Source organism: Endothiovibrio diazotrophicus (assembly GCF_054657215.1).
Map to the genome: position 1 here is coordinate 17,893 of NZ_BAAHXB010000009.1, position 20,604 is coordinate 38,496.

The window sequence follows — 20,604 nt, forward strand, 5'->3', positions numbered from 1 at the left end:
GCGTGGAGGTGAATATCCTCTTCCGTAGGTTCCACGCGTTGGGTGCCCAGGTGGGAGCCGACGCGAATCGTCTATACGCGATGGAGCAGGCGCTGCTGGCTCTGCTGCTTGAAGCTGCCAGGGTCCGCAATCTTCGGTCGGTGGAATAATCCGAAAAATCGGCGGCCGTGCGGTTTCGATGGGCGCCCTCCCGCTCCCGCTCCCGTGGCCGATTCATCCATAGCCCGCAGGCTATCGGGGAAGGGGTCGAGGTTTCAGCCGCTGCTGCGCGCCTGCTCCGCGCCGGCGTCGACGAAATCCGCCGCCAGCTCGCGTACCGTCTCGCGCCACCTGGGCTTCAACTGCCGGTACAGCTCCAACATCTGTTGCTCGTCGGGGTCGGCCGCCGGTGCCGCCGTGCCGGCCGGCGTCGCGGCGTTCCCTGGCCGGCTGCCGGTCACGATGTAACAGACATCCACCCCATGGGCGGCGACCGCCGCCAGATAGAGGGCGTCGGGCGCACGGTCGCCACGCTCGTAGTTGCCCTGGCTGCGCAGGGTGACGCCGCCGATCGCCCCGAGATCCGACTGGCTGAAACCCAACCGCTCACGCTCCTCGCGCAGCCGTTCGCCGATAGGCAATTTATTTCCCATCTTTCGGTTGACGAATAGGAACGCTCGTTCCTATACTCCTGCTCACTGAAGCTCAACGACCTAGCCAATCCCTGAGCTTCATCTGTCAAAAAAAAGAGAGGCCCCATCCCATGCATCGACGCGACATCCAGGCAGCCATCCGCAAGGTCAAACTGAGTGAATCGCCCGAGCGCTATCTCAGTCAGCAGCGTATCGCCGAGGAGCTCGGCGTCAGCCCCACCTCGGTGGGCAACGTGATCGCCGGCCGCTGCAGTTCGGCGCGCATCGAGAAGGCCATCTCCCGCCACACCAAGATACCACTGCACACCCTGTGGCCGAAGCGCTACGGACCCGACTTCGGTGCCATCGCGTGAGCGGCGCGGCGATGGAGCGGATCAACGGCCAGCGTCGGGCGGTGCGCATCCTGCTGCTGCTCGCCGGGCGCGAGTTCGACGGGGTGCGCAACGCGGAGCTGGCGCGCGCCCTCGAGACCAGTGCCCCCAACATCACGCGCGATCTGAAGACCCTCATCGACGAGGGCCTGGTGGAGCGTCTGCCGACGGACCCGGAGAAGGTCCGCCTCGGTCCCCGCATGGTGCAGGTCGCGCTCGCCTATCAGCGCCACCTCGACGCCGTCCGCAGGCGGGTCGAGGAGCTCGAGCAGCGCTATACCCGTACACCGCAGGAGCCTGTCGATGTCGAATCCTGAGACCCCCCCCCTCACTGCGAGGAGTGCCTCGCCGCGCGGCGGCCGCCGCGCAGGCAAGTGCTTGGAGCCGCTGGTCGAGGGCGTTGCGGCGACCCCGGCGGAGACCGTCCGCGAGGCGCGCACGCTGGCCGCCACGGTGACCGCCTACACCGAGGAGCGGGATCTGCTCAACCAGATGATCGGCCAGGTCCAGATGGCCACGACCTTCCGCAAAATGGCCGACGTCGTCTCTTTGTCGAAGCTCGACCGGATCAAGCGGAGCAAGGCCTACAAGGCGCTCAAGGGGCAGACGGTGATCGTCGACGAGGAGGGCAAGATGGCCGACGTCGGCACTTGGCAGGGGTTCTGCGCCGCCCTCGGGATGTCCGCGAGCAAGGTCGATGAGGACCTGTTGAACCTGCGCGAGTTCGGCGAGGAGGCGCTCGCCTCGATGAACCGCATCGGCCTCGGCTACCGCGAGCTGCGCAAGCTGCGCAAGCTGCCGGAAGAGGGTCGGGTGGCGGTGATCGGCGAGCTGGAGGTGGATACCGGCGATCGCGAGGCGGTGGTCTCGCTGATCGAGGACCTCGCCGCCCGCCACGCCGGCGAGCGAGCCGAGCTGGAGGGGCGGCTGCAGGAGGCCGCCGCCAGCGCCACCGCCAAGGACCGGGTGATCGAGGAGAAGAGTCGCACCATCGAGCAGCTGCACCACGCCTCGGCGCGCCGCGAGCAGCTCGGCGCCGAGGCCCTCGGCGAGGAGCTGTCGACCGCCCTGGAGCGGCGCGCCCGCGACGTCCTCGGCACGCTGCTGCAACTGCGCGCCGAGGTGGCGGGGGTCGTCGAGCGGCCCGACTGTCCGCTGCACCTGCGCCTGGAGGCGGGGCAGGCGGTGGCGCGGATCATCGCCGCGGCGCGGGAGGTGCAGGCCGACTTCGCGCTGCTGACCAGCGAGCTGGAGGGGGGGGACGACGCCTGGATGCAGCAGGTTCCCGCCACCGCCGGGGTGGAGCACTGAGCGATGGGCGCGGAACTCGCTGAACTGGACTATCTGCGCGCCCTGGCCGGGCGCCACGCCGCCGCGCGCCATGGCGAGAAGGGCGCGATCATCGCCGAGGCGTGCCGCTTCCTCGGCTGCGACAAGGCCACGCTCTACCGCATGCTGAGCGAGCGGGCCGGCTACCGCAGCGGGCGCAAGGCGCGCGCCGACCGCGGCGATACCGCGATGAGCGACGACGAGCTGCGCATCGTCGCCACGCTGATGGTGGAGTCCGCGCGGGCCAACGGCAAGCGGCTGCTGCCGGTGGCCGATGCCCTGGCGATCGCCCTCGGCAATCGGCTGATCGACACCGCCCTCTCCGCCTCGCGGGTGCTCCGTCTGCTGCGCGAGCGCGGCCTCCATCCGGACCAGATCGCCCGCCCCACGCCCTACCAGGCGCTGCGCTCACGCCACCCCAACCACTGGTGGCAGTTCGACGTCTCGGTGTGCGTGCTGTTCTACCTCGACGACGGCGGCATGGCGGTGATGGACGAGAAACGCTTCTACAAGAACAAGCCCCACAACCTCCAGCGGATCAGCCGCAAACGGGTGTTGCGCTACCTGGTCACCGACCACTACACCGGCGCCTTCTTCTTCCGCTACTACCTCGCCGCCGGCGAGGACCAGGAGACGCTGTTCCGCTTCCTCGCCGAGGCCTTCGCGCCGAAGGGGCACCCCCAGGAGCCGTTCCACGGCGTGCCTTTCGGCATCCTGTGGGACGCCGGCAGCGCCAACACCTCGCACCTGATACGCAACCTGCTCGACCGCCTCGGCGTGCGCCAGCAGGTCCACACCCCCGGCAACCCCCGCGCCAAGGGGCAGGTGGAGCGCACCCACGATCTGATCGAGCGGCGCTTCGAGGGGCGGCTCTACCTGATGCGGATCCGCGACGCCGACCACCTCAACGAGGCCGCCGCCACCTTCCGCCGCTGGTTCAACGGCACCCAGCGCCACACCCGCCACGGCCACGCCCGTTTCGCCCTGTGGCAGACCATCCGCCCCGAACAGCTGCGCGTCGCGCCGCCCCGTGCGGTGCTCGAGACGCTGCTGCGCAGCCGCCCGCAGGCGGTGACGGTGCACGGCGACCTGGCGGTGCGTTACACGGTGAAGGGCTACGGCGCCAACCAGTACAGCGTCGCCCACGTCCCCGGCGTGCGCGTGGGCGAGACCTTGACGGTCTGCGTCAACCCTTACCGGGCACCGTGGATCGACGTGGTGGTGAGCGACGGCGAGGGGCGGGAGACCCTCTACCCCTGCGAGCCCCTGGAGCGCGACGGCGCCGGTTTCCGCCTCGACGCGCCGGTGATCGGCGAGGCCTACCGGGCGCCCCCCGACACCGACGTGGACGGCCAGCGCAAGCGCATGGCGAAGGTCGCCTACGGCGCCGACACCGAACGGGAGGTGGAGCGGGCGCGCAAGCGGCGCGAGCCCGCCTTCGGCGGAGGGGTCGATCCGATCGGCTATCTCGGCGAGCAGACCACCGCCGCCTACGTGCGCCGCCCGGGCAGCGAACTGGAGATCCCCGGCACCCCCCGCGTGGAGTGCCGGCCGCTGCCGCCGGTGGAGGCCCTCGGGCGGATCTCGCAACGGCTCGGGAGGCACCTTGAGCCGGAGGAGAACCGCGCGATCCGCCAGGCCCACCCCGAGGGCGTCCGCGAAGAGGAGCTCGACCAGGTCGTCCACTGGCTGCGCGACGGGATGCCCGGCCGCGCCACCACCTCGCCACCGGCCGCCGGCGGCCTGCGCGCGGTGCGCTAGCGCTTAATCCACCCGAGAAGGAGAACGATCGATGACGCTCCCCTGCCGCCAACCCCGTTCGGCGCCGCCGCGGCGCCCGGCCGGCCATGATCCCGCACCCGCCCGGCCGACCCATGGCTACTACCTTCTGCAGCGGCTGGGCATCGACCAGACGGCGATGGCCGAGGCGATCATCCAGAGCGGCGGCCGCGCTGCCGGCAACCCGCTCCACCCGACGGTCCTCAATTCGATGCTCCTCGGCCACGAGGAGCGCTGGCCGCGCACCACCCCGCGCCGCGAGATCGAACGCCAGGCGGCCGCCTGGCTCGCCGGCCGCGGCGTCGGCGAGGCGGACATCCGCCGCTTCTGGCAACCCGCCGGCGGCCCGCCGCCGCCGGCCCCCGCGGCACCCCGCGCCGCCCCATCCACCTCACCCATCCTCGACGACCTACCGGAGGCAGTCATGATCAGCGAAACCGCCCGCCGGGCCTTCGGCCTATTCGGCGACCCCTTTACCGACGACATCCAGGAGCCTGCCGACGTGTGGCTCGCCGATGAGCAGCACTACGTCCTCGAGGCGATGCGCCAGACCATCCGCAACGGCGGCATCGTCGCCGTGGTCGGCGAATCCGGCAGCGGCAAGACGGTGCTGCGCGAACTGCTCTTCCACCGCCTGCTGGACGACGAGCGGATGCACGTGGTCAAGCCCGAGACCGTCGACAAGAGCCGCCTCAAGGCCTCCGGCATGCTCGACGCGATCCTCTACGACCTCGCCCCCGGCCAGCCGCCGCGGCGCACCCTGGAGGCCAAGGCGCGCCAGGTCCGCGGCCTGCTCGCCCGCCACGCCCGCGAAGGGCACCGGGTCGGGCTGTTCATCGAAGAGGCCCACGATCTGAGCGTCGAGACCCTGAAATACCTCAAGCGGCTGATGGAGATGAAGGAGGGGCTCGGCGCCGGCCTCGGCATCGTGCTGGTGGGCCAACCGGAACTGAGCCGGCTGCTCGACGAGCGTATTCACTTCGATGCCCGCGAAGTGATCGCCCGCACCCACCGCACCACCCTGCCGGCGCTGCGCAGCGAAGAGGTGCGGGGCTATCTGGAGACCAAGTTCCGCCGCCTCGGCAAGCGTTTCGGCGACCTCTTCGGCGACGACGTGCCGGCGGCGGTGGAGCGCGCGCTGACGGTGCGCCGCGGCAGCGGCATGGGGGCGCACCGCGAGAGCTGGTGCTACCCGCTGCGCATCAACAACCTGATCCGCCTCGCCCTCAATCACGCCGCCGAGATCGGCGAGCCGCGGGTCAGCGCCGAGCTGATCCACAACCTGGGCCGGGGGGTGTGAGATGAGCGACGCCATCGAACGCCGCCTCGCCGCGCTCTACCTCACCGCCCGCGACGCCTGCATCGAGATCGCCCGCACCACCCCGCGCACCGAGGCGATGGAGCAGGCCCTCGGCCGCCTGCAGCCGCTGCGCGACCAGGCGCAACGGATCTACGACGAATACCACGCCGAAGCCGAAGAGCCGCTGGGCTACGAGGCGGGGAGGGGGTTCCATGAGTGACCGCCGCACCCGCCGCCGGCGCCGCCCGGCGAAGAACGCCGCGACGCCCGCGCGCGCCACGATGGACACGCCGACCACACCGACCGAGGAGAAAGTGTCATGACCACCAGCGCCCCTGAATTCCTGCGGGACCTGGCCCTGTACGGCTCCACCGTACTCACCGGTGCCGGCCTCGATCGCCGCGACGCCCACGCCCTCGCCTGGAAGATCGTCGAGCAGGTACGCGCCAACTACGGCGGCCAGATGACCTACATCCCGAAGGGGGTGATCCTCGACATCAGCGCGCGAGACCTGAAGATCTGGAAGGCGTTCACCGGTCAGAACCAGGACCAGCTCGCCCGCGAGTTCGAACTCTCGGTGCAGCAGATCTACGCCATCCTCCGCCGCACCGGCGCCGCCCAGCGCGCGCTCCGGCAGAGTCCGCTGTTCGACGGCGACGAGTAAGCCCCGCGGGATCGTGCAACGCCGTTACAAAACGGCACCTCGCGCAACCGCCCGCGTGCCCGGCCAGGAGCGAATTATCGTCCCGATCCCCTCCCGCTTATCGTGGGTCTGCACAGCGGCATAGCGACCGCCCCCTCTTCCCCCTCCTCGACCGATCAGAAATCTCCCAATTGCCGCCCTGTGCTCCAGCGCGTTAGCGTCGCCCCATGGGCGCCTCCTTCCCCATCGTCATCGATCACCGCGAACGGGCCGGGCCGTTGCCGCAGATCCTGCGCCGCGATCCCGCGTTCGAGACCACCCTTGCCCACCTCCCCCTCGGCGACTACCTGATCGACGAGCGCTTCCTGGTCGAACGCAAGACGCTTCCCGACCTGACCCAATCGATCAAGGACGGACGCCTCTTTCGGCAGGCGCTACGGCTGATCGAGGCCGAACCGCGAGGCGTCGTTTTGCTGGAGGGCACTGGCGGGGATCTCGCCCGTTCCGCCATGTCACGTGAGGCGATCCAGGGCGCCCTGATCACCCTGACCGTATTCTTCGGTCTCCCCCTGCTGCGCGCCCGCGACGCCGCCGAGAGCGCCCGCCTGCTTGGGCTGCTCGCCCGCCAGGGCCGCGCCTTCGCCGAGGGGGCGGTGCCGCGCCAGGGCAAGCGGCCGAAGAACCGGCGCGCCCTGCAACTGCATCTTCTCCAGGGACTCCCCGGCATCGGTCCCACCCGCGCCGCTCGCCTGTTGGAGCGCTTCGGCAGCGTCGAGGCGGTGTTCGCCGCGGAGTCTGCTTTGCTTACGGAGACCGACGGGATCGGCGAGGAGACCGCCCGCAGGATCCGCTGGGCGGTACGAGAGGCGGCGGCGGGCTATTGCGTCTCGACCGACGTGCTTCAAGGAGACGTTGATTAATTCGTCGTTCCATCAGTGCCTACGGGCCGGCCGCCCGGGACTATGTAGACAATACGAACTTTTACTTTTTGGCCGGACCGATGGATCTATCTCCGCCGTATTCCGGTAATGTCGCATTCATCGAAGCGGAATACGGCGTGTTGCCGGAGTTCAGTAGCGGATCCGCGGTCGGTGTCGCCTTCAACGATCTGGGTCAGCCGTGTGTCAGTCCTGCCGGAGGAACTACCGGAAACTGCACGAGTACCGGAGCCGATTTCGGTGTGGTGAAATTCAATACCTATGGCTTGACGGTATCGGAAACGCTGAAGCAGCGCTGGGTACGCCACGAGTTCGCCCATCGTCGATTTCGAGATCAATGCGACCGTCGCATTTTATCCATGTATCATGAAGCGCGGATGCCTGCCCCGAGGGGTAGGCGTTTTCGCCTCTGCGGCGTGTTGAATGATGGTTCAATAAATCTTTCGAATAACCAGCGAGTCGAAAAAGTCGACAAGCTCCGACGCTGTCTCCTCCTCTGAAATCGGCAGGAGGTTTCCGGACCACAGACCGGTCAAATCCTCGGCGGCGAGTGATGGATGAGAGAGTGTGTACGCGAGTATGAATAGGGCAACAGGGGAGAAGCGATTTCCTGGCATGGACGAGATCCCCTTCGAGTTTGAATATTCGTGCATTCATAATACACGCAATTGACGATTTCGAGTCGACGGAGAGGGTGTGATCACCCCTGCCGCCTTCTTCGGTCCGCATGGCCCACTAGGTTCCAGAAGGATTGCCGTGGTGGGTTCCGGAATCTTTTCCGGACACATCAAGGCCCATAACAGCGTATGGGTATCGAGGAGAAAGCGCATCAGTCGTCCAGCTCCGGCATCACTTCGTTGGCAGATGGTTTCTCGTCCCACCCTTCGGGCTGCCACTCGAGCGCGTCGCGCCAGAGTCCCGGTTTCCGGGGCGGGTGAGGCGAAACCGGAACGAGTTTCACCACCGGCTGCCCCCCGCGGGCCAGGGTCACCTCCTCTCCCGCTTCGGCCTTGCGGACCAACGCGGACAGTCTGGTTTTGGCGTCGTGCATGTTGGCCGTCGTCATTTGCATTCCCGTATTGTGTGTGGACTAGTCCTGGCTGGGGGGGATAGGGCTGGACGCAAATCTGAAGTGCATGCGTGTGCGCTCTTTGAGAAGGGGAGCTGTCGGGGACTTTTTTTGAGAGGGTGTTCGAGCTGGAGGTCCGATCAGTTACTAGATGCTGTCAAAGTCGGGTTATAACGCCTGAGCTAAGCCGACACCCGCCGCCACAAAGCCCAAAACAAAACCGAAAAAGCCCGACGGCGGGTGGTCGGCCTTGAGCGATTCGTTAGGCTTTTGACTTTACCAGCTACACCATTGACTTTCACATGGAATGCCATCACCGTCGCCGTCCATTTTAGTTCCGGGACAGTTGTTTTGATAGAATTTTGCTTCTTCACATGATGTCATTTCCGAACAATAAACTTTTCCACTGCAAGTATAATTTACATGCTTTTCTGGAGAAGATAGCGTTTCTATAGGATTGTTTGCGGAAATATGACCAAAGAACTTGTTATAAATAACTGAACCAGCTAACACAAAAAATATAACAACAAAAAATGTAGATAACCATCCATTGCCAGTTTTATTTTTTGTTTTCCTCTTTGGTCGTGGCTGAAGTTCTGAAACCCCTTCTATTTTGGCATTGACAGCTCTTTTTTTACCGTTATTTTCGGTATGAATTTGGTAATGTATTATGTCTCCTGCAACAGGACGACGGCTCATTTTTTTGAGTGCGGAGATATGAAGAAAAATATCACCTTTTCCATTATTTTGTTCGATAAATCCCAAACCTTTGTCATCATCCCAGCGTTTTAGATTACCTTGGTAAAAATTTGTATCCATATAAGTTTGATGTAATTGAGCCTAACTTTGTTATTCGGCAGACCAATTTCCACATAACACCCTCCGCCGACACCTCAAAGATAGGTTTTTTGTCATATAAAACAACGAACTAAAAAACCTTCCAAGAGGTCGGCTCAGGTGTGTTACAAGGCCGCTTGGCAGCATAAGTCCCAATTCGGCGGATCATCGTCGTATAACATCTCAACCGCCCTTGCCGGCAAATCAGTATTTTCCCTTTGAAACAATCGGTTACGCGATATTTGTCGATTCGCGTACAGTTGGTTGTGCTGCAATTCAGCGGCATAGCACCCGGATATCAGGCTGTTCAGCCGCATAACACCCCATCTCCCTATCCGAATTTTCGCCCCTATCCATCTGACTCAACGGCCAATAATCCACCAACGGCTCAAAATATTGGAAACGCAAATGCCGCCGGGACGGCGGCATTAACTGGCGCGTCCCGCTTCTCCTGATACCAGGAACATTAGCGCGCTTGGCCCCTATGTGTCTGTAGGAATAATCTGAAATTATCCGTCGCGTTGTGCTTTACGCCAAACGGCGAAAGCAAGACATCGGCGCCAGTAGAGGGCGACGTGCAGCTCGCGGGGCACGGGCACGGGAGGCAAGGGGGGCGGGGGTAATCGCTATTTGAGAGGGTGTTGTTCCGGCCGCCCCCTCGGATGTCGGGAAACTTTCGATTCGAGGCGTTGGCCCGCGTCACTCCGCCGGGCGGTGCGATGGGGGCGTACCCCCGGCAACGGTCAGCTCCAGTCGTACTCCGTCCAGCGACTCTCCACCGATTCTGAGCTGGGCCGTTTCCCAGGGGAGGGGATTTTCGGGGACCTGGCTCTCGTCGACGACCTCCTTGGTGATCCACGCCAGCTTTTCCAGCAGACGGCTCAGCAGGGTCTCCGCCTCGGCTCTACCGGCCGGGCGGATGGCCAGTAGGCACGCATCGCTGTCCTGTTCGGTATGGGTGGCGACGACGGGGATGCCGTTGAGGAGGGCCAGGGTGCGGTAGCGGTGGTCGGCGGGAGGGGCGTCTGGATCGGGGAGGGTGGCGGTGGGGCGGTGGAAGAGCTTGGGGAGCTCTTCGGGGGGGATGTGGTTGGCCAGCGACGCCGGAATTCGGCACTCGGAGGCGATCACGAAACCACATAGGGGAGGTAGATCGGGAGTGGCCTCAGGATTCGTGCTCATGAAGAGTAAAGATATCAGGACTAACAGGAGGAAAACAATTTTAACGTATTGGGGCGCAATGCACGAGGTTAGTATTGCTAATCGCTAATAGCGGGATGTTTTTGGCGGCGGACTGCAACACCCTTTGAGCTTCTGATGGATCGCCGTCTTTCTGTACGCCACTACCGTGCCCAAAAAATCCCCTACCTCTTTCTACGCCCACGTCGGTGCTCGCCTGCGCATGGTCCGCACGCAACGGGAGGGGGTCGACATGAGAGTGGCCGGCGAAGCGGCGGACGTTACCGACAAGCACATGTCCCGTCTGGAGCTGGGCCAGTACAAGGTCTCGGTGGAACAACTCTACCGCCTAGCCCGCGCCTACGCCCTGCCGGTCTCCTTCTTCCTCCAGGGGGTACCGGAGGACGACGATGAGCTGGAACGGCAGCGGTTGTTGCTGAAGTCCGATCCGCGCAATTGGAAGCCGGGGGCGGCGGACGAGGAGGAGGCGGCGCTGTTGGCGCTGTGGCGGGCGCTGGAGTCGGGGGAGCAGCGGGAGCATCTGCTCGGGCTGCTGGAGTCGCTGGTGTTTCCCGAGCGACGGAAGAAGGGGAAGGTTCGGTAGCGGGTGGATGGAGACGGGGGGCACCGCTTTTTGAGCGGTGCGCCTCCCGTCGTCGGCACGCTCCCGATGCTCGGTTGCGGGCGTAGCCGGTCCCGGAGGTCTGATTGGGGAGGGTCGGATAGTGGCTTTTTTGCCCTGCCGGCCGGGACTCAGCCCGATCCGGGCGGCCATCACCAAGACACCGGAGACATCGGACTATACCTCCATCCAGCAGCGCATCGCCCGGGCGCTCGGGAAGGAGGAGGCGAGCGGAGGGCGCGGTGCCGTGACGCTGCTTCCACTGGTGGGCGATCTGCGCGAACCGATGCCCAAGGGGATTCCATTATCAGGAGAAGGGCGTCTCCCGTACCTTCGTGTGCGTCGACGATGCCAATCCCCGCGAGATCATCGGCTACTACACCCTCACCGTGTGCGAGGTCGAGACCACCGGTCTACCGCCGAAATTCGCCAAGCGCCTCCCCCACCGCATCCCCGGCGTCCGCCTCGGACTCCTGGCCGTCGATCGCCGCCACCAGCGCGCAGGCCATGTGAATACCTCCTCATGAACGCCCTGGAGCGCATCGCCGAGGGCCGCGCGGGAGATCGGCATCATGGCCGTGCTCGTCGATGCCAAGGACGAGCATGCGCGGGAGTTCTACCCCTGATCCAGCAGTCCCAACATCAAGGTGGCCGGTGCCAGGGGGTTGTCGATGAAGCCATGGTGGCGGTAAAAAGCCGCAGCCTGCTCGTCGAGGGCGTGAACGAGCAGTGCCCTGGCGCCGATCTGGCGGGAGACGTTGAGGGAGCGAAGGGTTGCATCCTTTAGCAGGCCCCGACCGATCCCTCGGCCTTTCCAATTCCGGTCCACCGCTAGGCGGCCCAGGATCACCGCCGGCACCGGGGCCGGCTGGTTGCGGCTGATCCGGCCGGGAGTCTCCGCCCGGGCGACACTACCTGCCGCGATGGCGTAGTAACCCACCACCTCCAGCCCGTCGCAGACCACGTAGGTCCGAGAGCCGCCGCTGGTCTCGTTCTTCAGGGCGCGGCGCACCAGCCATTCGTCCAGCGAATCGCTTTCGGAGTCGAAGCCGGCGGTGTGGTGCTCGGCGGTCAGCGGTTCCGGCGGGCTCAGTCTTCCCATGGGGCCTTATGGGCCAGCAGTCGCTGGACGGCATGGTTGTCGGGCAGCGGTTGGTCCAGGGCGACCTCAAAGGCGGCATAAGCCTGTTCATCCAGCAGAAACTGGCGTCGGTCGCACAGCACATGTTCCGCCTCACGGCAAGCGGCATCGAGCACGAAGTCGGTGAGCTTTTTGTGCACCGCCGCGCAGGCTCGGTCGATCAGTTCCCGCTGGACGGGTAGGGCGCGCAAGTGGTTTGCCGCGGTGCGCTGGGCGGGGGCGGGATGGGCCATTGACCGGAATCCTACGGTTGGAGCGTGAGCGTGGAGAAAGGATAGTGGGGCGTGTAGCTTTTATCTGCACGCGGCGGGGCCGCTGGGGTGGGTGTCCTATTTACCTCCGAAAAATCCGATGGGGAGGCCAAGGTCATTGGGGCGGGTGTCCTACTTGTTCGGTAGGCGTGTCTCGTAAACGAATGCACCGGCCGGGGCGAAGGGTCACCAAATTATTTCGATCCCGTAGGCCGCCATGTGTTGGTCTGCGCTGACCATCGACAACCCCTCGATTTGGGTTTGGGCCACCAACATCCGGTCGAAAGGATCGCGGTGGTGAAAGGGTAGTGTGGAGAGGTGTTCGCAGTGGTGGGGTTCGATGGGGAGGAGGTGGATTCCGTAGCTCTCCATGTACCGGGTGGTGCGCTGCCGCCACTGGGGGGCGAGTTCGAGTTTCCCGAGGCTGATCTTGATTCCCAGCTCCCAGAAGGTGGCGATACTCACGTGGTTTTCGCCGTGCAGCAGGGCTTCCGTGGCCGTCGCACTCAACCGTTTGGACCCGCTCATGGCCCACAGCAGGGTGTGGGTATCAAGCAACAGTCGGCTCACTCCATGTACTCCCGGAAGTCCTCCAGCGGCTCGTCGAAGTCGTCGTCCATGCGCCGGATAAGGTCGGGTTCCGTTCCGAACTCCAGTGAACGGTGCCCTTCGCCGATGGGGGTGAGGCGGATCAGCGGCCGGTTGTTGCGGGCGATGATCACCTCTTCCCCCGCCAGCGCGAGGTCGATCAGACGGGAGAGTTGGGATTTTGCGTCGTGGGTGTTGATCTGCATTGAGAACCTCCAGTTAGGGCTCGCGAAAGAATAACCTCCTGTTTTGGGGCGTCGAGACGCCCGCCCGGCAGGGCGCGCAAAGGGGGCATACTTGCTGTATGTAACCCTTTGAGCAACGCCGCCGGGCGGAGCGGATCAACGTTCCAAAACAGGAAGTTATTCTTTCGCGAGCCTTAGCTAAAAGGTTAGCTCACTCTGGTTTTGGAAACCAACTTTTCTTGACGGGCGACCCCTTTCCTCGAATTACATGGGGGTCGCCGCAACGGCGACCCCGGATGCCGGTGGAAGACCCAATAAGATATTCTGGAGCGGCTCCAGTTCGACGGCCGGGGATGGCTGCAAGCGGCTCAGCACTTCGAACGCCGCTTCAAAGGGTGGGTGGGCATCGCCGATGCGGTGAAGGCGATATGCAAGGAACTGGGTTTCCGACGAACACCGGGCCTGGCGGCCTGCCAGGCCTATCTGAGCTGACTCTCACTCCAATTCCCTTCAATTTCCGCTGATCGGGCCCAGCCCCGAGGGCGGCGCTTGTCTTCCGTTCGGGAGAGAGCCCCCGGCGGGCGTGGTATTGGGCGATCTGGAGGTCGTGACGCCGGTTATTCGGGCTTTTTGGTTCCTCTTGCGGGCGAGGCGGTGGCGAGTGTGTGCGAAAAATCTGATGGATTGGTTGGGGGCCTTGGGGTGGGTGTCCTATTTGCTCTGCCAGGCGCGATCAATGTCGTACAGATCGAGTTTTTCATCCCGACTGATCAGCGTTGCCTGTTCCATGCGAGACTGAACCGCCAGCATCCGGTCGAATGGGTCGCGGTGCTCTGGGTAGAGCGGGAGTTTCCCGTAGGCGAGACAATGGGCTGCGGTCAGTGATAGGGGAGTGAAGCCCGATTCGATAATCGTCTCGTCGAGATTACGCGGTGGCACCAGCCGGCCCAGGCTCTCTTTGATGGCGATCTCCCAATGGCTCACCACGCTCACGAAAAGGGTGTTGGACGGCTCCAGAAGGATCGTCGTGGTGGGTTCCGGAATCTTTTCCGGACACATCAAGGCCCATAAAAGAGTATGGGTATCAAGGATATAGCGCATCAGTCGTCCAGTTCCGGCATCGCTGCGTCGACAGGAAGCTTTTCGTCCCATCCCTCAGGCTGCTGATCGAGCGCGTCGCGCCAGAGTCCCAATCGGCGGTTCGGATGAAGAGAAACAGGAACGAGCTTCACCACCGGTTGCCCCCCGCGGGCCAAGATTACCTCCTCTCCCGCTTCGGCCTTGCGGACCAACTCGGACAGTCTGCTCTTTGCATCGTGCATGTTGGCTGTCGTCATCTGTATCTCCCATCTTAAGTGCGGGCTAAGTCTAGCTAGGCGTGGGTGTGGGCGCAAGTTTGAAGTGTATGGAGGGATGGCGGCGAGCGTGTGCGAAAAATCTGATGGATTGATGGATGGCGTTGGAATGGGTGTCCTATTTGCTCCTCGTTGCTCCTTGAACTCCTCGAATGCAGAATAAACGGACGACGGCCCTCTCCCCAAAATCCGCACGCAAGTCAAGAGCCTCCAGCAATGCACACCACCATAGAAGCCATTATTGAAACCGACGGACAGATTCGCGCCCTGGAGTCGGTCAGCTTGACCAAGCCGACCCGCGCATTGATCACGATCCTCGAAGACGAGGTGGAGGCAAAAGGCCGTGACTTCTCAACGTTGATCTCTTCGTTGGAGGAATTTCCGCCAGACTTCATGGCCGATGGTCGGGAGCAACCCGACATGCCGGAACGGGAGCCACTGTTCTGATGCGCTACCTGCTGGATACCAATATCTGCATCTATCTCATCAAGCGCCGGCCGGCATCGGTGCTCGAACATTTCACCTCCACCAAGGTCGGTGACATCGCGATCTCTTCGGTCACGGTCTACGAGCTGGCCTACGGAGCCGGCAAGAGCAACAGCGTGGAGAAAAGCCGAGCCGCCCTCAGCCACTTCCTCGCGCCGCTATCGATCCTCCCGTTTGACGAGGAGGATGCTATCGAAGCCGGCTTGATACGAGCACACTTGACCCGGTCAGGCAGGACGATCGGTCCTTACGACCTTCAAATCGCCGGGCAAGCCCGTCGCCGAAACCTCACCCTCGTCAGCAACAACCTTCGTGAGTTCGAGCGTGTCGACGGCCTGCTTGTCGAAAACTGGGTATAGGCAAAAAATAAGCAATCGCCTGAGCGATTCAGAAATCGACTACAGATATTCAGATTTCCCTGTCTTTTGAGGCCGACGGGTTGAATCCGGGAGAGGGGTTGTCCAGGCTAACGGTGCCCCCTCGAAGGAGTGCTATTGTGCCCAAGCCACGAAAGAGCCTGATCTCCCTGGAGAGCACGCCGTACTACCACTGCGTCTCCCGCTGCGTGCGCCGCGCCTTCCTGATCGGCGAACAGTACGAACACCGCCGCCGGTGGGTCGAGGACCGCCTCGCCGAACTGGAGCGGGTGTTCGCCATCGACGTCTGCGCATTCTCGATCATGCATAACCACACCCATACGGCGCTGCACGTCGACGTCGAGCAGGCGAAGGGGTGGAGCGTCGACGAAGTGGTGGAACGGTGGCTCCGGCTGTTCAAGGGGCCGTTGATCGCCCAGCGGTTTCTCAACGGAGAACCGCTGGGTGGCGCGGAGCGCGATCAGCTCGATCGGCTGGCGGAACAGTGGCGCGGGAACCTGATGAGCATTAGCTGGTTCATGCGCTGCCTCAACGAACACATCGCCCGCAAGGCCAATGCGGAAGATCACTGCACCGGGCGTTTCTGGGAAGGGCGTTTCCGTTCCCAGGCGCTACTCGACGAAAAGGCCTTGCTGGCCTGCATGGCCTACGTGGATCTCAACCCGATCCGGGCGGACATCACCAAGACCCCGGAGACCTCGGACTACGCCTCCATCCAGCAGCGCATCGCCCGGGCGCTGGGCAGGGAGGAGATGGTCAAAGGGAGCGGCGCCGTGAAGCTGCTGCCGCTGGTGGGCGATCTACGCGAGTCGATGCCCAAAGGAATTCCGTTTCACCTCACGGAGTACCTGGAGCTGGTGGAGTGGACCGGCCGGGCGATGGTGCCCGGAAAACGCGGATCGATCCCGGAGAGCCTGCCACCGATCCTGGAGCGGCTCCAGTTCGACGGCAAGGGCTGGCTGCAAGCGGCGCAGCACTTCGAGCGCCGCTTCAAAGGGTGGGTGGGGGTCGCCGACGCGGTGAAGGCGACCTGCAAAGAGCTGGGTTTTCGACGAACACCGGGTTTGGCGGCCTGCCACGCCTATCTGAGCTGATTTTTCCCATTTTCCTTTCGGTTTTGCTGATCGGCGGGGCAAGTCCTGAGGGCGGCGTTCGTCTTCCATTCAGAAAGGAGACGCCGGCGGACGGTGCTTCCAGGGATGTGACGGCGGCGACACCAGTTTATCGGCGAATTTGACGCCCTGAGGAGGGGGCGAGGCATGGACGGTGTGTGCGAAAAATCTGATGGATCGGTTGGAGGCATTGGAGTGGGTGTCCTATTTATTCTTCGAGCGTCGCTTCAAAGGGTGGGTGGCATCGCCGACGCGGTGAAGGCGACGTGCAAGGAACTGGGCTTCCGACGAACGCCGGGCTTGGCGGCCTGCCAAGCCTATCTGAGCTGACTTTCCCTCCATTTCCTTTCGGTTTTTCGCTGATCGGTGCAGGCGCCGAGGACGGCGCTCGTCTTCCATTCTGGGGGGAGCCGCCGGCGGGCGGAATTCTCAGGAGTCTGTGGGCCGCGACTCCGGTTTCTTGGCGAATTCGCGCCCCCGCGAGGGAAGCCCAGGCGTGGAAGGTGTGTGCGAAAAATCTGATGGATTGATGGAGGGCGTTGGAGTGGGTGTCCTATTTATTTTTCCAACATGGTTGAATTTTAATGAAATTCATGACGTTACGCATCATAAATTTGGGATAATCTATTTTTTCCGCGTCCCTAAAACTTGGGCTTTCGGAAATCTTTTGTGGTGCTATTCAATAATAACACCTCCCTTTGGAACCATATCAACTATAGGAAAATCTTCTGGAAAGCGTCGAAGGCGACCGACAACTTCGAAGTTTAATTGTTTTGCTCCTCCGTAAATACTAAAAAAATTGTTTAGATAATCAAATAGTGTTCTTGCGTCGGAGACCGACGCGAGCTGTAATGTGTATATTCGGTTTCTCGGCGTTAGAACTTTATAAAATCCATATTCTAGTAAGAGAAAATCAAGCTTATCAAATTTTTCATTAATACCTCTTTTTACATGAAGATCAGCCTTTTTGTGATTGTCGAGTCCGACTTCAATAAAATGTGTTTTAATGTTAGGAAGATGGCAGCATACTTGATCAGGTAAAAACTTGGGCTGATATTCGCGAGAGTATCTAGGTGTCAAGCTCTCCATCTCTATATACCCTAGAAAATGGGCATCATTCTTTAGGATATCTATTGCTTGTTCCCAAGATGCATCTCTGGCCTTAACATTTGTTGTCTCGTAGGAAAAATGAATTGGTGGAGCATAGGAGTCTTCGCAAGCGAGAAAAGGATCATTGACAAAGCCTATATCAACTAAGTGATTCGATGTCTCATCTCCCATGCCATGTACATTGATGTGGACATGGAAAACGTCATCCCCTCCTGATATGGGGTGAGATCTTGGGCTGCGGTGTTTAACTAGCGATGAATTCAGCACATTTGTTCTCCGAATGTGGCAACAAAATATTATTTTTAATGAGTTGCAATCTTAGCGAAGTATCTCTGTAAGATTAGGCATGGCCTTCCCAATATTTCGAAGATATAGAATCTCTTCGTGGGGTAGATTTTGCGGTGGTGACATTAACGGATCACATATTGCTTTTCGGTCCATTCCCCATGAAATAAGATAATCAATAAGTCCCCCGTAGTTAGTATGAGGTACTTGATCGGCTTTCGTTGACAGTTCGCGATTCATGGACCGGCCGCAGTGCATATTCATGATTCTAAGATTGATATAATCTACTATATCTTTCCTTCCGTGCCTCACAGCAAAGCAAACGGGGTAGACGAGAGCATTTTCCTTCATTACATTTACAATGTCGCAATCATCTCTTCCTTCAGAAAGTGAATTATAAACGGAGGGGATGCCGCCGCTATCTGATGAAATCAGGTATTTTACTTTTGGGACTTCTAAGAATGAAATGTACTTGTTGTATTCGTTTCCAGAAATTTTCTTTAATATTTTTGTTTCGAAATTAGAGGCAGACATGCCTTCGACTTCCTCTTGCTGAACGTCGCCAAAATGCCGTTCTGCTAATTCATGAGATATTTCACCGTCGTAGCCAATTGTTCTCAGGCGCTGCTTATTTGAAGCGGAAACCCGTTCAATAACATAAGAAAGGGGAGATTTTTCATGTATTCCTAGAAATACAGCGGTATCCCTTCTCATAAATAAACCTACTTCGACGTAGAATATCGGAACAGAAAAATATATTCCCTGCATACGTCTTCTTGTGCTCATCGCCGGAGTAAGTAACATGTCAACCCTGCTGTCGTCTGTTACTTTTAGCGCCTCAAAAGCTTCGGACCAATCAGATACCTCCCTAACTGTTGCTACCTCAATAGGCTCTCCAGGTTTTCCTGGATAATTGAATATAAGATCTTTTAATAGCGGAAAGGCTATTCCACGGCTTCCCGCGCTCCCGCCGATATCATCGGTTAGCGGAGGATATCGCATTACAGCACAAGATATCTTGTCAATTGCGTCGAAGTGGCGGCCGCTTTCCTGCTCGAACAGTGAGGATCCCCAGCATTTTAATTCAGACTCTACTTCCTCAATCTCATTTTTAAGAAGTGTTACTCTTCGCTTAGATAATATCATGCATCCCAATAGCATGGTTATCGCAATCGATATGACGAGGATATCTCTAAATTCTACAGTATTTGCCACGTTGTCATATATGAATATGGCGGCATAGAGAATAATTGTTGCCAATACTCCGCCAATAATATTCATGCTTAATTGCTTTATGTCATTGGATCGTTTGCTATATGTTCGTGCCATTTCATTTTTCCTCTGCGACACGTCTTAGGGACGCGGAAAGAATAAATTACCCCAAATTGCGCCGGATCGCGGTTCGTCTTCAAGGCGCATAGCCCGGTTATGAAACCCTTGCCGCAACGCCGAAGACGGGCCTCGAGACCATCAATTTGGGGTAATTTATTCTTTCTGCGTCCCTTACCTGACTAGTCGGCCCTGATCCATTTCTATCGCATCGCCAATCTCGCACTCCATCAAGCGGGGGTCATGGGTTATTGCTAGCATTCCTACTCCTTGGCCTAATTTTTCAAAAAGAACATCAATTACCGCGTTTGTACTAGACCTGTCTAGCGCAGATGATATTTCATCCAGAAAAAGATACTTAGGCTTTAGCATTAGCGCTCGCACTAACCCAACTCGCTGTCTCTGTCCGAGAGATATCTCGTTTGGGTGTCTGTTCATTACATGTTCAATGTTCATTCTTTCTATGTATTTATGGTACTCGTTCTCGCTAGACCTCCCGTTAACGGAAAACATGACATTCTTTTTGTTTGTCATGTTGGGCCATAAGTACACCTGTTGGAATACACATGTGATATCTGGGTATAGGTCTTCGCGACGGGGATTGGTGTTATTCGCGGCCGACCAAATAACGGTATTGTTTCGGTGGATAACGCCAGAATCAGGCGTGTCTAGTAGTGAAAGTGCTCTAATTAATGTTGACTTACCGGAGCCGCTCGCGCCAGTAAGTAGTGTGGCTTTTCCTTCTGTAATGTCTATATCAATATTGTTAAGTATTTGCTGCCCATTATATGATTTCTTTATTCCGCTGGCGCTGTAAGGCATTTGGCTATTTCTCAGAAAAGTCTCGCCCATATTTGGACTTAAGGTAAAGGGCAATCCCATTTATAGGCAGCGAAAGCATAAGGAAAAACAGTCCTATGGCAGAATATATCTCGACTGGTTTGTATGCTTGAGAATTTACTCGTTGTGCCATTCTAAATAATTCGTCTACTGATATTAGGCTTCCAAATAGTGTCATGTGAAGAACGACGACTTGCGCGGTTAGTAAATGAGGAATTATATGTCTGAAAACAATGGGTATTTCTATTCGAATTATTTGAATAATTGGTTTTACGCCGCAAACCTTTGCTGCATCGGTGTATTGCTTTGGAAAGTTTATTATTGCAGACCTGACTATTTCGAATACTGAAAACACATTTACTGCGGTGAGAGCGATGGCGGTTGTGTAGAATGGATCAACTACAATTCCTAGCATTGCTTGAGCTGGGTAGTGAAGCCAGAATAAAAATACAATCACTGGAATGCCAGATAAGACGAAAGAAATTCCGCGACCTATGTTGGACAGCAAGGGGCTATATTTTGCAGCAATAACTCCAAGAATAAATCCTAATAGGATTCCAACAGACCATACAATTCCAACGAGTTTGATCGTGACTAAGACTCCTGAAATGAATGCGTCTTTATATGATAAAATGATGTCCAGCATATTATATTTTGATGATTTAAGTTGTTTGTTATTTTCTGCTATCGAATTGTTTTGTTGTGCGGAAGTTTGTATGAGCGCTAACACACCGATTTGTGGTGGGTGTTGCCAGCCAATGGTGTTCCGCTTGGTCTGGATTCTGCTCGTGTCGTGGTGCGTTAGCGCTTCTGTGGCATGGATGTGTTGCACAGGTCTTTCTGTAA

The 20,604-nt window shown here is 59.5% G+C and carries 27 protein-coding genes; 13 read left to right on the top strand and 14 right to left on the bottom strand.

The window, feature by feature from the left end:
- Positions 1-254: 254 nt before the first annotated feature.
- Positions 255-620, bottom strand: a complete 366-nt coding sequence (locus tag ACYQ2W_RS04135; RefSeq protein WP_459863517.1) for a helix-turn-helix domain-containing protein — start codon at positions 618-620, stop codon at positions 255-257.
- 122 nt (positions 621-742) lie between these two features.
- Here ACYQ2W_RS04135 and ACYQ2W_RS04140 point away from each other — a divergent pair, with 122 nt between their 5' ends.
- The 8 genes from ACYQ2W_RS04140 (at position 743) to ACYQ2W_RS04175 (ending at position 6,974) form a co-directional block, all read left to right on the top strand.
- Positions 743-985, top strand: coding sequence for a helix-turn-helix domain-containing protein (locus ACYQ2W_RS04140; protein ID WP_459863519.1), 243 nt, complete (start codon positions 743-745; stop codon positions 983-985).
- Positions 982-1,320: a helix-turn-helix domain-containing protein gene (locus ACYQ2W_RS04145; protein ID WP_459863521.1), complete on the top strand. Its 339-nt coding sequence runs from the start codon at positions 982-984 to the stop codon at positions 1,318-1,320. The genes ACYQ2W_RS04140 and ACYQ2W_RS04145 overlap by 4 nt, the downstream gene beginning before the upstream one ends.
- The gene (locus ACYQ2W_RS04150) at positions 1,307-2,314 is read left to right on the top strand and encodes a hypothetical protein (RefSeq protein WP_459863523.1); all 1,008 of its coding nucleotides are present in this window, start codon (positions 1,307-1,309) and stop codon (positions 2,312-2,314) included. Before ACYQ2W_RS04145 ends, ACYQ2W_RS04150 begins: the two co-directional genes overlap by 14 nt.
- 3 nt (positions 2,315-2,317) lie before the next feature.
- On the top strand, positions 2,318-4,093 hold the full coding sequence (locus ACYQ2W_RS04155; protein ID WP_459863525.1) for a hypothetical protein: 1,776 nt from the start codon (positions 2,318-2,320) through the stop codon (positions 4,091-4,093).
- A 31-nt stretch (positions 4,094-4,124) separates the two neighbouring features.
- On the top strand, positions 4,125-5,411 hold the full coding sequence (locus tag ACYQ2W_RS04160) for an ExeA family protein (protein ID WP_459863529.1): 1,287 nt from the start codon (positions 4,125-4,127) through the stop codon (positions 5,409-5,411).
- 1 nt (position 5,412) lies between these two features.
- The gene (locus tag ACYQ2W_RS04165) at positions 5,413-5,631 is read left to right on the top strand and encodes a hypothetical protein (protein WP_459863531.1); all 219 of its coding nucleotides are present in this window, start codon (positions 5,413-5,415) and stop codon (positions 5,629-5,631) included.
- A gap of 99 nt (positions 5,632-5,730) precedes the next feature.
- Positions 5,731-6,075, top strand: coding sequence for a Mor transcription activator family protein (locus tag ACYQ2W_RS04170; protein WP_459863533.1), 345 nt, complete (start codon positions 5,731-5,733; stop codon positions 6,073-6,075).
- 206 nt (positions 6,076-6,281) lie between these two features.
- Entirely contained in the window at positions 6,282-6,974 is a 693-nt protein-coding gene (locus ACYQ2W_RS04175; RefSeq protein WP_459863535.1) for an ERCC4 domain-containing protein, read from the top strand.
- Positions 6,975-7,821: 847 nt separating this feature from the next.
- On the opposite strand, the gene ACYQ2W_RS04180 is transcribed toward ACYQ2W_RS04175, so the two are convergent.
- From ACYQ2W_RS04180 to ACYQ2W_RS04190, 3 genes are all read right to left on the bottom strand, one after another.
- Positions 7,822-8,058, bottom strand: coding sequence for a type II toxin-antitoxin system Phd/YefM family antitoxin (locus ACYQ2W_RS04180; RefSeq protein ID WP_459863537.1), 237 nt, complete (start codon positions 8,056-8,058; stop codon positions 7,822-7,824).
- A 279-nt stretch (positions 8,059-8,337) separates the two neighbouring features.
- Positions 8,338-8,880 (bottom strand): excalibur calcium-binding domain-containing protein, encoded by a 543-nt coding sequence (locus ACYQ2W_RS04185; RefSeq protein WP_459863539.1) that lies wholly within the window; start codon positions 8,878-8,880, stop codon positions 8,338-8,340.
- 717 nt (positions 8,881-9,597) lie between these two features.
- Positions 9,598-10,080: a hypothetical protein gene (locus tag ACYQ2W_RS04190; RefSeq protein WP_459863541.1), complete on the bottom strand. Its 483-nt coding sequence runs from the start codon at positions 10,078-10,080 to the stop codon at positions 9,598-9,600.
- A 166-nt stretch (positions 10,081-10,246) separates the two neighbouring features.
- Between ACYQ2W_RS04190 and ACYQ2W_RS04195 the strand changes: the two genes are divergently transcribed.
- Both ACYQ2W_RS04195 and ACYQ2W_RS04200 read left to right on the top strand, forming a co-directional pair.
- Entirely contained in the window at positions 10,247-10,681 is a 435-nt protein-coding gene (locus tag ACYQ2W_RS04195; protein WP_459863543.1) for a helix-turn-helix domain-containing protein, read from the top strand.
- 353 nt (positions 10,682-11,034) lie between these two features.
- Positions 11,035-11,226 (top strand): hypothetical protein, encoded by a 192-nt coding sequence (locus ACYQ2W_RS04200; protein ID WP_459863545.1) that lies wholly within the window; start codon positions 11,035-11,037, stop codon positions 11,224-11,226.
- A gap of 89 nt (positions 11,227-11,315) precedes the next feature.
- Here the strand turns inward: ACYQ2W_RS04200 and ACYQ2W_RS04205 are convergent, their stop codons facing one another.
- The 6 genes from ACYQ2W_RS04205 to ACYQ2W_RS04230 all read right to left on the bottom strand — a co-directional run bounded on the left by ACYQ2W_RS04205 (position 11,316) and on the right by ACYQ2W_RS04230 (position 14,201).
- Positions 11,316-11,801, bottom strand: a complete 486-nt coding sequence (locus ACYQ2W_RS04205; protein WP_459863547.1) for a GNAT family N-acetyltransferase — start codon at positions 11,799-11,801, stop codon at positions 11,316-11,318.
- Positions 11,789-12,073: a type II toxin-antitoxin system TacA family antitoxin gene (locus ACYQ2W_RS04210; protein WP_459863549.1), complete on the bottom strand. Its 285-nt coding sequence runs from the start codon at positions 12,071-12,073 to the stop codon at positions 11,789-11,791. Before ACYQ2W_RS04210 ends, ACYQ2W_RS04205 begins: the two co-directional genes overlap by 13 nt.
- A gap of 204 nt (positions 12,074-12,277) precedes the next feature.
- The gene (locus tag ACYQ2W_RS04215) at positions 12,278-12,661 is read right to left on the bottom strand and encodes a type II toxin-antitoxin system VapC family toxin (RefSeq protein ID WP_459863551.1); all 384 of its coding nucleotides are present in this window, start codon (positions 12,659-12,661) and stop codon (positions 12,278-12,280) included.
- The gene (locus tag ACYQ2W_RS04220; protein WP_459863553.1) at positions 12,658-12,885 is read right to left on the bottom strand and encodes a type II toxin-antitoxin system Phd/YefM family antitoxin; all 228 of its coding nucleotides are present in this window, start codon (positions 12,883-12,885) and stop codon (positions 12,658-12,660) included. The genes ACYQ2W_RS04215 and ACYQ2W_RS04220 overlap by 4 nt, the downstream gene beginning before the upstream one ends.
- A gap of 690 nt (positions 12,886-13,575) precedes the next feature.
- Complete coding sequence (locus tag ACYQ2W_RS04225) at positions 13,576-13,965, bottom strand: type II toxin-antitoxin system VapC family toxin (RefSeq protein WP_459863555.1); 390 nt, start codon at positions 13,963-13,965, stop codon at positions 13,576-13,578.
- Positions 13,965-14,201, bottom strand: coding sequence for a type II toxin-antitoxin system Phd/YefM family antitoxin (locus tag ACYQ2W_RS04230; RefSeq protein WP_459863557.1), 237 nt, complete (start codon positions 14,199-14,201; stop codon positions 13,965-13,967). The genes ACYQ2W_RS04225 and ACYQ2W_RS04230 overlap by 1 nt, the downstream gene beginning before the upstream one ends.
- Positions 14,202-14,435: 234 nt before the next feature.
- On the opposite strand from ACYQ2W_RS04230, the gene ACYQ2W_RS04235 reads away from it, so the two are divergent.
- From ACYQ2W_RS04235 to ACYQ2W_RS04245, 3 genes are all read left to right on the top strand, one after another.
- Positions 14,436-14,666, top strand: a complete 231-nt coding sequence (locus ACYQ2W_RS04235) for an AbrB/MazE/SpoVT family DNA-binding domain-containing protein (RefSeq protein WP_459863559.1) — start codon at positions 14,436-14,438, stop codon at positions 14,664-14,666.
- Positions 14,666-15,064 (top strand): type II toxin-antitoxin system tRNA(fMet)-specific endonuclease VapC, encoded by a 399-nt coding sequence (vapC, locus tag ACYQ2W_RS04240; RefSeq protein WP_459863561.1) that lies wholly within the window; start codon positions 14,666-14,668, stop codon positions 15,062-15,064. Before ACYQ2W_RS04235 ends, vapC begins: the two co-directional genes overlap by 1 nt.
- Before the next feature lie 137 nt (positions 15,065-15,201).
- Positions 15,202-16,176 (top strand): transposase, encoded by a 975-nt coding sequence (locus ACYQ2W_RS04245; protein ID WP_459863563.1) that lies wholly within the window; start codon positions 15,202-15,204, stop codon positions 16,174-16,176.
- Positions 16,177-16,869: 693 nt separating this feature from the next.
- Here ACYQ2W_RS04245 and ACYQ2W_RS04250 read toward each other — a convergent pair.
- From ACYQ2W_RS04250 to ACYQ2W_RS04265, 4 genes are all read right to left on the bottom strand, one after another.
- Positions 16,870-17,475 (bottom strand): hypothetical protein, encoded by a 606-nt coding sequence (locus ACYQ2W_RS04250; RefSeq protein ID WP_459863565.1) that lies wholly within the window; start codon positions 17,473-17,475, stop codon positions 16,870-16,872.
- Positions 17,476-17,622: 147 nt separating this feature from the next.
- Positions 17,623-18,918, bottom strand: coding sequence for a type 2 periplasmic-binding domain-containing protein (locus ACYQ2W_RS04255; protein WP_459863567.1), 1,296 nt, complete (start codon positions 18,916-18,918; stop codon positions 17,623-17,625).
- 174 nt (positions 18,919-19,092) lie between these two features.
- The gene (locus ACYQ2W_RS04260) at positions 19,093-19,740 is read right to left on the bottom strand and encodes an ATP-binding cassette domain-containing protein (RefSeq protein WP_459863569.1); all 648 of its coding nucleotides are present in this window, start codon (positions 19,738-19,740) and stop codon (positions 19,093-19,095) included.
- Between the two features lie 4 nt (positions 19,741-19,744).
- On the bottom strand, positions 19,745-20,590 hold the full coding sequence (locus tag ACYQ2W_RS04265; RefSeq protein ID WP_459863571.1) for an ABC transporter permease subunit: 846 nt from the start codon (positions 20,588-20,590) through the stop codon (positions 19,745-19,747).
- Between the last annotated feature and the right edge of the window lie 14 nt (positions 20,591-20,604).

What these genes read in the sequence shown, in the direction of transcription:
- ACYQ2W_RS04140 (WP_459863519.1), top strand. Translation starts at nt 743, where the DNA reads ATGCATCGACGCGACATCCAGGCAGCCATCCGCAAGGTCAAACTGAGT.
- ACYQ2W_RS04150 (WP_459863523.1), top strand. Translation starts at nt 1,307, where the DNA reads ATGTCGAATCCTGAGACCCCCCCCCTCACTGCGAGGAGTGCCTCGCCG.
- ACYQ2W_RS04155 (WP_459863525.1), top strand. Translation starts at nt 2,318, where the DNA reads ATGGGCGCGGAACTCGCTGAACTGGACTATCTGCGCGCCCTGGCCGGG.
- ACYQ2W_RS04160 (WP_459863529.1), top strand. Translation starts at nt 4,125, where the DNA reads ATGACGCTCCCCTGCCGCCAACCCCGTTCGGCGCCGCCGCGGCGCCCG.
- ACYQ2W_RS04165 (WP_459863531.1), top strand. Translation starts at nt 5,413, where the DNA reads ATGAGCGACGCCATCGAACGCCGCCTCGCCGCGCTCTACCTCACCGCC.
- ACYQ2W_RS04170 (WP_459863533.1), top strand. Translation starts at nt 5,731, where the DNA reads ATGACCACCAGCGCCCCTGAATTCCTGCGGGACCTGGCCCTGTACGGC.
- ACYQ2W_RS04175 (WP_459863535.1), top strand. Translation starts at nt 6,282, where the DNA reads ATGGGCGCCTCCTTCCCCATCGTCATCGATCACCGCGAACGGGCCGGG.
- ACYQ2W_RS04180 (WP_459863537.1), bottom strand. Translation starts at nt 8,058, where the DNA reads ATGACGACGGCCAACATGCACGACGCCAAAACCAGACTGTCCGCGTTG.
- ACYQ2W_RS04185 (WP_459863539.1), bottom strand. Translation starts at nt 8,880, where the DNA reads ATGGATACAAATTTTTACCAAGGTAATCTAAAACGCTGGGATGATGAC.
- ACYQ2W_RS04190 (WP_459863541.1), bottom strand. Translation starts at nt 10,080, where the DNA reads ATGAGCACGAATCCTGAGGCCACTCCCGATCTACCTCCCCTATGTGGT.
- ACYQ2W_RS04205 (WP_459863547.1), bottom strand. Translation starts at nt 11,801, where the DNA reads ATGGGAAGACTGAGCCCGCCGGAACCGCTGACCGCCGAGCACCACACC.
- ACYQ2W_RS04210 (WP_459863549.1), bottom strand. Translation starts at nt 12,073, where the DNA reads ATGGCCCATCCCGCCCCCGCCCAGCGCACCGCGGCAAACCACTTGCGC.
- ACYQ2W_RS04220 (WP_459863553.1), bottom strand. Translation starts at nt 12,885, where the DNA reads ATGCAGATCAACACCCACGACGCAAAATCCCAACTCTCCCGTCTGATC.
- ACYQ2W_RS04225 (WP_459863555.1), bottom strand. Translation starts at nt 13,965, where the DNA reads ATGCGCTATATCCTTGATACCCATACTCTTTTATGGGCCTTGATGTGT.
- ACYQ2W_RS04230 (WP_459863557.1), bottom strand. Translation starts at nt 14,201, where the DNA reads ATGACGACAGCCAACATGCACGATGCAAAGAGCAGACTGTCCGAGTTG.
- ACYQ2W_RS04235 (WP_459863559.1), top strand. Translation starts at nt 14,436, where the DNA reads ATGCACACCACCATAGAAGCCATTATTGAAACCGACGGACAGATTCGC.
- vapC (WP_459863561.1), top strand. Translation starts at nt 14,666, where the DNA reads ATGCGCTACCTGCTGGATACCAATATCTGCATCTATCTCATCAAGCGC.
- ACYQ2W_RS04250 (WP_459863565.1), bottom strand. Translation starts at nt 17,475, where the DNA reads ATGGGAGATGAGACATCGAATCACTTAGTTGATATAGGCTTTGTCAAT.
- ACYQ2W_RS04255 (WP_459863567.1), bottom strand. Translation starts at nt 18,918, where the DNA reads ATGGCACGAACATATAGCAAACGATCCAATGACATAAAGCAATTAAGC.
- ACYQ2W_RS04260 (WP_459863569.1), bottom strand. Translation starts at nt 19,740, where the DNA reads ATGCCTTACAGCGCCAGCGGAATAAAGAAATCATATAATGGGCAGCAA.